The 11,962-nt window shown below is 35.7% G+C and carries 13 protein-coding genes and 1 pseudogene; 4 read left to right on the top strand and 10 right to left on the bottom strand.

Annotation, left to right across the window (positions count from 1 at the left end; all coding sequences use genetic code 11):
* The first annotated feature begins 156 nt into the window (after positions 1-156).
* Positions 157-2,028: an alpha-amylase family protein gene (locus tag OLM61_RS15665; protein WP_264523558.1), complete on the top strand. Its 1,872-nt coding sequence runs from the start codon at positions 157-159 to the stop codon at positions 2,026-2,028.
* Positions 2,029-2,105: 77 nt separating this feature from the next.
* Here OLM61_RS15665 and OLM61_RS15670 read toward each other — a convergent pair whose 3' ends face one another.
* The 7 genes and pseudogenes from OLM61_RS15670 to rsfS all read right to left on the bottom strand — a co-directional run bounded on the left by OLM61_RS15670 (position 2,106) and on the right by rsfS (position 7,726).
* Positions 2,106-2,885 (bottom strand): superoxide dismutase, encoded by a 780-nt coding sequence (locus OLM61_RS15670; protein WP_264523559.1) that lies wholly within the window; start codon positions 2,883-2,885, stop codon positions 2,106-2,108.
* A gap of 8 nt (positions 2,886-2,893) precedes the next feature.
* Positions 2,894-3,163, bottom strand: coding sequence for an acyl-CoA-binding protein (locus tag OLM61_RS15675; RefSeq protein WP_264523560.1), 270 nt, complete (start codon positions 3,161-3,163; stop codon positions 2,894-2,896).
* Positions 3,163-3,816: a phosphatidylserine decarboxylase family protein gene (locus OLM61_RS15680; protein WP_173966650.1), complete on the bottom strand. Its 654-nt coding sequence runs from the start codon at positions 3,814-3,816 to the stop codon at positions 3,163-3,165. The genes OLM61_RS15675 and OLM61_RS15680 overlap by 1 nt, the downstream gene beginning before the upstream one ends.
* Positions 3,806-4,693, bottom strand: a complete 888-nt coding sequence (locus OLM61_RS15685) for a phosphatidate cytidylyltransferase (RefSeq protein ID WP_264523561.1) — start codon at positions 4,691-4,693, stop codon at positions 3,806-3,808. The genes OLM61_RS15680 and OLM61_RS15685 overlap by 11 nt, the downstream gene beginning before the upstream one ends.
* Before the next feature lies 1 nt (position 4,694).
* A complete protein-coding gene (locus OLM61_RS15690) occupies positions 4,695-5,300 on the bottom strand; it encodes a lactate utilization protein B/C (RefSeq protein WP_173966648.1) in 606 nt (201 codons plus the stop codon).
* A 114-nt stretch (positions 5,301-5,414) separates the two neighbouring features.
* A pseudogene (gene ftsH / locus OLM61_RS15695) lies at positions 5,415-7,339 on the bottom strand (ATP-dependent zinc metalloprotease FtsH).
* Positions 7,340-7,354: 15 nt separating this feature from the next.
* Entirely contained in the window at positions 7,355-7,726 is a 372-nt protein-coding gene (gene rsfS / locus OLM61_RS15700; protein WP_017496527.1) for a ribosome silencing factor, read from the bottom strand.
* Between the two features lie 93 nt (positions 7,727-7,819).
* Here rsfS and OLM61_RS15705 point away from each other — a divergent pair, with 93 nt between their 5' ends.
* Positions 7,820-8,548, top strand: a complete 729-nt coding sequence (locus OLM61_RS15705) for a biotin--[acetyl-CoA-carboxylase] ligase (RefSeq protein ID WP_264523562.1) — start codon at positions 7,820-7,822, stop codon at positions 8,546-8,548.
* A 94-nt stretch (positions 8,549-8,642) separates the two neighbouring features.
* Here OLM61_RS15705 and OLM61_RS15710 read toward each other — a convergent pair whose 3' ends face one another.
* The 3 genes from OLM61_RS15710 to pyrE form a co-directional block, all read right to left on the bottom strand.
* The gene (locus OLM61_RS15710; protein ID WP_264523563.1) at positions 8,643-9,296 is read right to left on the bottom strand and encodes a hypothetical protein; all 654 of its coding nucleotides are present in this window, start codon (positions 9,294-9,296) and stop codon (positions 8,643-8,645) included.
* 358 nt (positions 9,297-9,654) lie between these two features.
* Positions 9,655-10,047: an SRPBCC family protein gene (locus tag OLM61_RS15715; protein WP_264523564.1), complete on the bottom strand. Its 393-nt coding sequence runs from the start codon at positions 10,045-10,047 to the stop codon at positions 9,655-9,657.
* Between the two features lie 152 nt (positions 10,048-10,199).
* A complete protein-coding gene (gene pyrE / locus OLM61_RS15720) occupies positions 10,200-10,850 on the bottom strand; it encodes an orotate phosphoribosyltransferase (RefSeq protein WP_173966806.1) in 651 nt (216 codons plus the stop codon).
* A gap of 7 nt (positions 10,851-10,857) precedes the next feature.
* Here pyrE and OLM61_RS15725 point away from each other — a divergent pair, with 7 nt between their 5' ends.
* Together OLM61_RS15725 and OLM61_RS15730 are read left to right on the top strand one after the other, a co-directional pair.
* The gene (locus OLM61_RS15725) at positions 10,858-11,463 is read left to right on the top strand and encodes an NUDIX hydrolase (RefSeq protein ID WP_264523565.1); all 606 of its coding nucleotides are present in this window, start codon (positions 10,858-10,860) and stop codon (positions 11,461-11,463) included.
* A gap of 221 nt (positions 11,464-11,684) precedes the next feature.
* Entirely contained in the window at positions 11,685-11,915 is a 231-nt protein-coding gene (locus tag OLM61_RS15730; protein ID WP_264523566.1) for a DUF4287 domain-containing protein, read from the top strand.
* Positions 11,916-11,962 lie beyond the last annotated feature (47 nt).

Genomic DNA, 11,962 nt, shown 5'->3' on the forward strand with positions numbered 1-11,962 from the left:
CTCTTACGTTGTAGTTCATAATTTTGAAGGGGTGCACTAACAAAAATGTTTTTAGTTTTCTGATGAATTTAAAAATTAGCCTAAATTTAGGAAGTGATTTCCGGAATTAGAAGTATAATTTTTAGTCAGGAAACAAATCAGATTATTAAAGTAAATATGATAAATAAGAAAATTTTTGTTGCAGGAATGTCTGCCGTCCTGTTGTTTTCAGCATGTAAAACCAAAGATCTAAAAATGAACGCAAGTAAAGAAGAGGTTGCTAAAGAGAATAAGATTGTGGTGTATCAGGTCTTCACGCGTTTGTTCGGGAATAAAAATACCACCAATAAACCCTGGGGGACTATTGAAGAGAACGGTGTTGGAAAATTTAATGATTTTACCGACAAAGCACTTCATGAAATCAAAGATTTAGGAGTAACCCATATTTGGTACACGGGTGTCCCGCATCACGCATTGGTTGGGGATTATAAAGTCTATGGGATTTCGGATGATGATCCAGAGGTGGTAAAAGGCCGTGCCGGATCTCCGTATGCGGTAAAAGATTATTACAATGTTAACCCCGATTTAGCAGTGAATCCGGCAAACCGATTGCAGGAATTTGAGGCTTTAATCAAACGTACACATCAGGTGGGATTAAAGCTGATTATTGACATTGTACCCAATCACATTGCACGGAAATACGAAGGAAAAAGCAATCCGGTCGGAGTGAAGGATTTTGGCGCTGCTGATGATGTCCATGTGGAGTACAAACGAGATAATAACTTTTACTATATCCCAAACAATCATTTTGAAATTCCGGATGGAGATATTCCGTTGAACGGAGAGAAAAATGTTCTTGTGAATGGTGTGTTTGATGAGAATCCTGCAAAATGGACGGGAAATGGCTCGCGAAAAGTAAAACCGGACCAAAATGACTGGTATGAGACGGTGAAAGTAAATTACGGAATCCGTCCTGATGGTTCAAAGGATTTTGCTGAACTGCCTGCCGGATTTGATCAAAAATCGTATCAGGAGCATTTTGCTTTTTGGAAGGACAAAGACGTTCCGGATTCCTGGAAGAAATTCAGGTCGATCGCTTTGTATTGGATCGATAAAGGAGTAGATGGTTTTCGCTATGATATGGCCGAGATGGTTCCGTACGAATTTTGGAGTTATATGAACTCGGCGATCAAAATGAAAAATCCAAATGCTTTTTTATTGGCAGAAGTATACAATCCGAATGAGTATCGCAATTACATCCGTTTAGGAAAAATGGATTATCTGTACGATAAAGTGGAGACTTATGATAAGCTGAAAGATATTATTCGCGGAAAATCGTTGCCAGATGAGTTGTCGGATATTCAAAAAAGAATGGCAGATATTGAACATCATATGCTTCATTTTTTAGACAATCATGACGAACAGCGCCTAGCGAGTCCTGAATTTGCGGGAACTCCGGAACGCGGAAAACCTTTAATGGTAGTCTCGGCAACCATTAGTACGGCGCCAACGATGATTTATTTCGGACAAGAGGTAGGAGAGGCAGCAAATGAAAATGCTGGTTTTGGAACCCGCTCCCGAACCTCAATATTTGATTATATCGGCGTACCAAATCATCAGCGCTGGATGAATAACGGAAAATTTGACGGAGGACAGCTTTCAGATTCAGAGAAAAACCTTCGCGATTTTTACAAGAGATTGTTAAACTTCTTGATTACGAGTCCAGCTTTGATGGGGGACTTTCAGGAAATTCAAAGTATAAACCGTCAGAATACGCCCCATTACGATGATTTGATTTATTCGTATGTGCGCTGGTCGGCGAATCAAAAGCTAATAATAGTGACTAATTTTTCTTCCGAAAAAACAAGTGAATTTGAGTTGAAGATTCCTTCGGATATTATTGCAAAATGGAATTTGAAGGAGGGAATCTGCGAACTTAAAGACCAGCTGTATGAAAAGAGTGTCGTGTACTTGAAAGTGAATAATGGAGAAGGAGTTGTGAAAGTTAAAATAGCGCCTTCTGAGTCATTTATTTATGAGTTGAAGTAGATTTACAAGAATTAGGTTTTGCTTCATTTAAGCGCATAAAAAAAGCTGATACTTAGTGGTATCAGCTTTTTTATGATTTATACTTTTTTGACTTTTTTCAAAGCCTCGACGTAATATTCGTTTACTTTTTCCCAGTTAATATGCTGATAAAAAGCATCAATATAACTTCCTTTTCTATTTTGGTAATCCAGATAATAAGCATGTTCCCATAGATCGATCCCTAAAATTGGCGTTCCGGGAATCAGAGCATTTTTCATCAAAGGATTGTCCTGGTTGTCTGTTGTAGTTACCTGAAGTTTTCCGGCCCTGTCGACTACCAGCCAAACCCATCCGGATCCGAACTGTTTTGTGGCCTGACCTTTAAACTGACTGGTAAGATTGCTCAAAGAGCCAAATTCCTTGTTAATCGAACCTGCCAAAGTATCTTTTGGCGTTAGTTCTTTTGGTGTCAAGATATTAAAATATAACGTATGATTGTAATAGCCACCTGCATTTTGACGAAGCTTAGCGTTGCTAAGATCCATTTTTTTAAGAATATCTTCGATAGGCATATTTTCAAACTCCGTATTCACAATTTCTTTATTAAAATTGTTGGTATAGGTCAAATAATGTTTTGAATAATGTGTCTCTAAAGTAAGTGTTCTGATTGCAGGAGCCAAAGCATCGTAGGCAAAAGGCAATTTTGTCATTTCAAACGAACCCGGGTCCGCTTTGACATCATTTGGTGATCCAATCGTAATTTTTTCTTCTTTTGTTGGTAAAGGAACTTCGACAACCTCGGTTAGCTTATTATCATTACAAGAAAATAATAGAAAAAATGAAGCTAAAATGCTGAAACGAACAATGTTATTCTTCATAATGTTAGTTATTTTGATGTTAATGCATTAATGATTGCGATATAATTTTCTTTAGCCTCATCAGCTGTCAAATGACTTATTTGCATCCAGGCATTTGTTTTGAAAGCATTTCGTAAATCAAAATTATCCGATTGATTGTACACCGCTGTTCCAAAAGTGGCCTGTTTGTAATAGGCATAAAGCCTTAACTGCACGTCTTGTGGCAGCGCGGCCTGAGTCATTTTTAAAGCGGTCTCAACAGCCTCTGAAAAACGAGTATCTAAATCTTTTTCGGTCATTAAGCTTTTGTAGCGATGATGGTTTTTCCACCAATTGCTTTTTGGTTTAATACTACATTGATTGGAGTACCTAAAGGTAAAAATAAATCTACTCTTGAACCAAATTTAATAAATCCTGCATCTGTTCCTTGTACAACCTGCATTCCTTCTTTAGCATAATTAACAATTCTGCGCGCCAAAGCACCAGCAATTTGTCTGTATAATACTTGTCCGAAAGTTTCGTTTTCAATTACAACTGTTGTTCTTTCGTTTTCTTCACTTGCTTTTGGATGCCAGGCTACCAAAAACTTTCCAGGGTGGTATTTGCTGAATTTAATAATACCGTCCATTGCGTAACGGGTTACGTGTACGTTTATTGGCGACATAAAGATGGATACTTGAAGACGTTTGTCTTTGAAATATTCCCCTTCGTAAACTTCTTCAATAACAACAACTTTTCCGTCTACCGGAGCAAGAATGTGATCGCTGTTTCTGATTGCGATTCTTTTTGGATTTCTGAAAAATTGCAAAATGATAATTAAAACCAATACACCAGCTAGCTGAACTAGTATTCTTAGCCAATTGATATCAATGAATTTCTCAGCAATTAAAAGTACAGCTACTGCGAAAACAGTGCCTAATAAAATAGATGGGCCTCCTTCTTTATGAAACATAGTATAAAATTTGATAAAATAAAAATATAATTGGTGCTACAAATATAACACTATCTAGTCGATCTAATACACCTCCGTGACCCGGCATGATGGAACCGCTGTCTTTTACTCCGGCAACTCTTTTGAATTTAGATTCAATCAAATCACCAATCGTTCCGAAGACACTAACGATTAAAGCAATAATCATCCAAATTAAAATAGATTTAGTACTAAAATCCGGTTTTGGCTGTATGTATAGTTTTGAGATTAAAAAACCGGCAAAGGCTGCAAAAACAACTCCTCCGAGAAAGCCTTCAATCGTTTTTTTAGGCGAAATACGTTCAAATAATTTATGTTTCCCCATTGATTTCCCCACTAAATAGGCAAACGTATCATTGGTCCAGATCAAAACGAATAATCCGATGATGATTTTTGGATTGTAATCTTTAATTCCGAATGAAATTTTAGTGATAAAAAGAAAAGGAAGTGTGACATATCCCAGTAAATAGATGTATTTGGACGATTTGCTGATGATTTGTGTGTCATCAAACAAAAACACAATGCATTTTACAGATACAATCAGGGTAATAATAAGCAGTACAGAAAAGAGTTTTTCGGTATCAACCGTAATTTGAATGTTCTCTTTTATGGTTTTACTAATATAATTTTCTGTTTCGGCTTTGTAAAAACTAATTAAAGCGACAGTGCTGTAGAAAAGAGAAACAAATAAAATAGAAATTATTTTATTGATTCCAACTAAATTACAGAATTCATAAGTGGCGATGATTAGAAAAATGCCAAAAAGAATAATAAAGCTTTCGGTAGAAAACAGAATAGAAGTTAATAATAAAGCGATATAAACAGCACCAGAAATGGTTCTCTTGAGTGTTTCGTTCATCTTAAAGGTCTTCTAAGAGCAATAAATACAGATTTTTGGCAACACTTCCGTATTGTGTAAAATCTTCTTCTTTCGCTTTTTCGAAATATTTTATTGTGGTAATATTAGTAGGATAGTCTCTTTCGTATTTGCGTTTGATAGCGCTAAGGCCATCACTTTTGATCGAAAGTATCTGACTTGTTGTGGCAATTATGACAATATTTGCAGGTAATTCGTTTGGTTTATCCTGTCTGATTTGTTTGGATGAAAACAAGATAGAGCCTTCATCGGCAATTAGATTCTCGCAGGTGGCCAATAAAAATTTTGGATTTCGCGGAGAGATATAAAGTAGTTTGTTTTCTTCCAATAAACTAAAAAGGGCAGGTTCATAACACAGAACCTCATTTTCGAACCAGTCGTTTTCTTCCAGGATGTTTTCAAACTGTTCTGCAACTTCTTGTTTGTTTTCACAATACAAGAATTTACCGCCATTTTTCTTGAAATTGAAAATGAATCTTTCATCAATAGATAAATGACTGTCCGGAGCTTGATTCCCCCCGTATTCACTTTCATGTTCCTCGTCAGAAGCAGCGTCGCTGGAACCAAATATTTTTTTGAAAAAATTCATTTTATATGAAATACTTTACATGTTAATTGAAAACGTTCAAAGATAAAAAAATCTTAATTCAAAAGGCTATTTTGAATTAAGATTTTAAAAAATATTACATATTTAGTGAATTCTTTAGGAAACGACTTCTTCTAAATTTTTATCAAAACTACGTTTTCCGAAAATTGTTTCTAAGTCATCTTTAAAAATAACTTCTTTTTCAATTAATATGTCAGCCAATTGATTTAGCTTGTCTTTGTTTTCTTCAAGAATATGAATGGCTCTTTGGTATTGGCCTTCAATTAATTCTGAGATTTCTTTGTCAATGATTTTGGCAGTTTCGTCAGAATATGGTTTTGAAAAATTGTATTCACTCTGACCGCTTGAGTCATAATAAGTAACGTTTCCAATTTTATCATTCAATCCATAAATGGTTACCATAGCACGAGCCTGACGTGTAACTTTTTCAAGATCACTTAATGCTCCTGTTGAAATTCGGTCGAAAGTTACTTTTTCAGCAGCTCTTCCACCCATAGTAGCACACATTTCGTCTAACATTTGATCTGTTCTAACGATTTGTCTTTCTTCCGGAAGGTACCAGGCAGCTCCTAAACTCTGTCCACGAGGAACAATAGTTACTTTGATTAACGGTGCAGCATGCTCTAACATCCAGCTTACCGTTGCGTGACCGGCTTCGTGAATTGCGATTGCTCTTTTCTCTTCCGGTGTAATGATTTTATTTTTCTTTTCAAGTCCGCCAATGATTCTGTCAACAGCATCAAGGAAATCTTGTCTGTCTACTGCAGTTTTGTTGTTACGGGCAGCAATTAAGGCTGCTTCGTTACAAACATTTGCGATGTCAGCACCAGAGAATCCCGGAGTTTGTTTGGCTAAGAAATCAAGGTCAAGACCTTCTACTTTTTTAATAGGCGCTAAGTGAACTGCAAAAATTTCAGCTCTTTCGCGAATGTCCGGTAAGTCAACAAAAATTTGTCTGTCAAAACGACCTGCACGCATTAACGCTTTGTCAAGAACATCAGCTCTGTTGGTAGCCGCCAGAACAATTACGTTAGAGTTTGTACCAAAACCATCCATTTCGGTTAGCAATTGGTTCAAAGTATTTTCTCTTTCGTCATTTCCGCCTGACATATTGCTTTTTCCTCTCGCTCTACCAACTGCATCAATTTCGTCGATGAAGATAATAGCAGGAGATTTTTCTTTTGCTTGTTTGAATAAGTCACGAACACGTGAAGCACCAACTCCTACGAACATCTCTACGAAATCAGATCCTGATAAAGAGAAGAACGGAACCTGAGCTTCGCCCGCAACCGCTTTTGCAAGTAAGGTTTTACCAGTTCCCGGAGGCCCTACTAATAAGGCTCCTTTTGGAATTTTACCTCCCAGATTAGTGTATTTTTCAGGGTTTTTAAGAATTCTACAATTTCTTGTATTTCTTCTTTTGCACCTTCTAAACCAGCAACATCTTTGAAAGTAGTTTTAATGTCGGTTTTCTCATCAAATAATTTAGCTTTCGATTTCCCAATGTTGAAAATTTGTCCGCCACCGCCACCGGCACCACCTGACATTTTACGCATGATGAAAATCCATACACCAATAATGATGATGATTGGAAGCAGACTGATTAAAATGTCGCTCCAGTTGTTTTTCTGTAAGAAGTTGTAGTCTTTCAGTTTGTGTTCAACAACTGCTTTTTCCAGCTTCGTTTGAAAAATTTGATCGTTACCAATTTCTAAAGTATAGTGAGGACCTTTGTTAGGTCTGTCAAAAATATCTTTAGCTACTTTTTTATTAGCCGCGTCTTTAAGGGCCGCAGCGTTTAAATATACTTCAGCTTCAGCTTTATTATAAACGATTACTTTTTCAATTTGTCCTTTTTCTAATAAAGTATTGAATTTAGAAGAAGTCAATTGAGCAGGCTCGCTTAAGTTTGATCCACCGGTTGCAAAACTTATAAATAAAAAAACCAGAAGTATTGCAGTGTATATTAACCAGGGACTTATTTTAAATTTACTCGGATTTGGATTATTATCTTTAGCCATTAGAAGAAATTTTCTTTAGTATTTGTTTTCGATTGTAGTTATTTTGGCGTCACCCCAAAGGCTCTCGATATTATAGTATTCTCGGATATGTTTCTGGAAAACGTGTACTACGATATGCACATAATCCATCAGAACCCATTCAGCATTATCGGTTCCTTCTACGTGCCACGGTTTATCTTTTAAGTCTTTAGATACAGTTTTTTGAATTGAATTTACAATGGCATTAACTTGGGTATTTGAACTTCCGTTGCAAATGACAAAATAGTCACAAACTGCCGTGTCTATTTCTCTTAAGTCAAGAATATCGATATCATTTCCTTTTACTTCTTCAATCCCTTTGATTATGTTCGCCAATAGAACATCATTATTAACAGTCTTTTTCGCCATGAATTATTTTATATGAATTTGTAAAGTTACCAAATTTTGTTATTATTTTTGAACCTTAACAAAATATTAAATTAAGTTATTTAAATTACTTGAATGAAACTAATCAAACTCGATGCCATAGATTCTACAAATGATTTCCTAAAATCATTGTCAAGTCACGATGAGCCCGATAATTTTACCGTGGTAACGGCTGAAAATCAGACAAAAGGCAAGGGGCAGATGGGGGCAAAGTGGCAGTCTGAAGCGGGTAAAAACTTAATTATGAGTGTTTTGGTAAAAGATTTTGTCTTTAATAATGAACAGGTTTTTAACCTCAGCGTTATCGTTTCTTTGAGTGTACTTGAAGCCTTAAAATCGTTAAATATTCCTGATTTAAGTATAAAATGGCCAAACGACATTATGTCATACAATAAGAAAATTGGTGGCATACTTATCGAAAATACCCTTAAAAGCGATGGCAGAATCGTGTCAGTTGTTGGATTAGGGTTAAATGTCAATCAAACTAATTTTGACGAACTGCCAAATGCTTCTTCACTGGCAGTCCTTTCCAGGCATAGTTTTGATAAAGATATTTTGCCTCACTTAATTGTTGAAAAAATTAAGGAGAAAATAAACCTATGGGAAGTCAATTCCAAAGATTTATGGGCCACTTATTTCAATTCACTATTCCGAAAAGGAGTTCCTATGCCATTTAAGAATCTCAAGAATCAAAATTTCATGGGAATCATTCAGGGTGTATCTCCTGTAGGTAAAATTCAAATTTTACTGGAAGACGACTCTGTCTCGGAGTTTGATATTAAAGAGATTCAGATGCTTTATTAAAGGTTCTGAGGTTCTGAGTTGCTAAGGTGCTAAGGTTTTGACTGCATTGTGCTAGAATGGTTGTAAAATCTGCTGAATCGGTTTGGAGTACTATTTAAACCTTTACTGCTTTAACTGTTTTTGGAGCTATTTTTTTATTCCAGTACAGTATATAGAACGTTCCGAGGATAGAAGGTGCCATCCACGCGATTATATTTCCAAGTCCTATTCCGGCAACAATAAAAGCGGTTATCGATGCAATGAGTGCTCCGATCATTTTTCCGATATGCTTGGACAGCCAATTATTGGTTTTGGATACGTTTTTAAAGAAGATAAAATCTTTCACTGTCATATAAAGGCCAAATCCGCCAAAGAAAGTAAATAAAATACCGTTCTGAACAGAATTCAATTGACAGTTGATTCCGATTGCAATCATGATTACCGAGAAAAACAGCATACTTCCTGAAATCAGTTTGTCGTAAAAATCAGCTTTTGTTTTGTGTTTAAAATTAAGAACCCTGTTTCCTGAAATTACCAGATAGATGGTGAATAGTCCAATTAGAAACAGAAAGATATTCTGATGCTTGGGCATCCAGCAAATAGGGAGGGAGAGGAGCGAACTAATAATCATTCCTATAGAGAATAAGTTGCCCATTCTTTTGTGAAGCACACTTCCTTTTTTGACTAAAACGCTCGCTATTCCGGTAATAAGTCCGATTCCTCCAAAGAAGGCATGAATGTAAATTAAAATTTTGATCGTTGGTTCCATTTTTTTGTTTTTGCTTGGTTAATGGATCAAACTTCGATTAATAATTCAGGATGTAATAATTTATAGTGCTGAAGTGTTGTTTTTTGAGTCTGAAGTGTTTTTTGAGACTTTCAAAGCAACAAAGGCTCAAAGAGGCAAAGGTTCAAAGGCTTTGGGGATTAATCGTATCGCGTGTCATTTCGACGTGAGGAGAAATCTTCGCGAGAAAATCGACAAAGATTGATGATTTATATAGTAAAGACTTTTATTTCCACGAGCCAGGAATAATGGTGCAAAAAAAAAGCCCGATCGTTAAATCGGGCTTCTGTTATAATTTGCAACTAATAATTTAAAATTAATAATTCACAATTAATAATTATTAAAGCTTGGTCATATTGTTTGCTAAAGTTTCGATAAATTTGCTGATTGGTCCTTTAATCATCATGGCCATCATCGCATTAAATTCTCCTTCGAAGAATAGTTGAACGGCACTTTCTGAATCAGAAACACTATCAATATTCGAAGTTAAGGTAAACGGAAGTTTGTCACTTGCAGCTCCCAAAACAATTTTGTTCGGTGCTGTTTTTTCTTTCATTTTAAGTTTTATTTCCGGCATACCTTTCAATCCAAAAATAAAAGCGTCTTCGCCGATTACTTCGAATTTTGCGATATTATCAGGCATTAATTTTTCAAAATTCTTTACATCAGTCAATAAATCAAATAAATCCTGAGCTGATTTCTGAACTGTAACTTTTGGACTTTCTAAGTTCATATATTTTTTGTTTTTTATTTTAACCGCAAAGGGCGCAAGGTTTTTTGTATTTCTTTTTCTTTATAAACGCAAAGTTCGAAAAGCTGGATTTGATATTAAATTCAAAAAAGAGCGAAGCTATTTTTTGAAAATCTAAAATCTGCAATCTAAAATTACTCCTCTTCCTGTCCCCAGGTTGATGGACTCACGTTCCATTCTTGTAAAGTAGACTGTTGTTCTTCGCTAATGTATTGTTTTTGAACCGCTAAATCCAATAGGTTTTCGTAGTTACTTAAGGTATACAAATCGATATTGGCATTTTTAAAGTTTTCTTCGGCCACATTAAAACCATAAGTAAAAATGGCAGCCATTCCTTTAATATTGGCTCCTTCATTGCGTAAAGCTTCTACTGCCATCAAACTGCTGTTTCCGGTGCTGATTAAATCTTCAACAACCACAACATTTTGACCTTTTTGCAGAAAACCTTCTACCTGATTTTGTCTTCCGTGTTTTTTAGCTTCAGGACGCACATATACGAAGGGAAGTCCAAGGCTTTCGGCTACAAGGATTCCAACACCAATAGCTCCGGTAGCAACTCCGGCAATGACATCTGGTTTTCCAAATTGTTTTTCTATATTTTTCGCAAACTCATCACGAACATAATTTCGGATGCTTGGAAATGAAAGAATTAACCTATTATCACAATAAATAGGCGATTTCCAACCTGAAGCCCATGTAAAAGGATTTTCGGGATTCAATTTAATTGCATTTATTTGCAAAAGCAATTCGGCTGTTTTTTCGGCAGTATCTTTATTAAAAATCATAGTACAAATGTATAAAGTTTTTGTGAACGACAAACCACTTTTTTTGACAAATGAAATCTCAAGAGAGACTAATTTTCAATTATTCTTGTTAGAGAGCATTGATATCGAGCAGCTTATAGTGAAAATCTTTCAAAATAAAATTCAAAAGGCTTATCTGTATCATCCTGATGAAAAGGAGATTATGAAGACTTTAAAAGCTAAAATTCCTGTAAATAAAGCAGGTGGAGGCTTCGTGTACAATAAAAAAGGCGAAGTTTTATTTATCTTCAGGAATGGAAAGTGGGATCTGCCAAAAGGCGGAATCGAGAAAGGAGAGGAGATTGAAGCTACAGCCATTCGTGAGGTCGAAGAAGAAACCGGGGTTAACCAACTTCGTATTACCAACAAACTTCAAAAAACGTATCACATTTTCAAACGTAACGGAAAGTACAAACTCAAAATCACACATTGGTTTGAAATGCATACCGATTTTGAAGGCACTCCGCAAGGTCAACTGGAAGAGGGAATTGAAAAAGTGGCCTGGTTAAATCCGGAACAAATTAAAGAAGCACTGAAAAACTCCTATGAAAACATCAAATTGTTGTTTGAAGAAGAGAATCAATTGAAGGAATAAGTTTAAAAGCATAAAAGGCTAAATAAGCCAGTGGTATTCTGTCCGCTGGCTTTTTTGTTTTAGTTCTGTTAAGGGTTTAAGTAGTAGATTTATTGGTGATTAGCGAAGAAGGAATGGAGTGTAAGTAATGATGATAAATGAATATAAACTACAATAAACAAAATTAAAGTTTAATTTGTATTTTCGTTTATTGTAAGATTAATCAACTAACCCCATATTTTATGTCATTTCAAGCGTATTTAAAAACAATCAAAGAAAAGACTGGCAATGGTCCGGCTGAATTTAGAGCTTTAGCAGAACAAAAAGCATTTACACAAGAGGGAAAACTCAAACCAGAAGTAAAAGCCGGAGATATTGTAAACTGGCTTAAGGCAGATTATGAATTAGGGCAGGGGCATGCCATGGCCATTTATGCATTGTTAAAAGGAATAAAAGACGAGAATAGCCAGTAAAAAGGTTCTAAAAATCAGCTTTGATTTTTAGCCAAAGGATGAAAGTT

The organism is Flavobacterium sp. N502536, from assembly GCF_025947345.1.
GTDB lineage: Bacteria > Bacteroidota > Bacteroidia > Flavobacteriales > Flavobacteriaceae > Flavobacterium.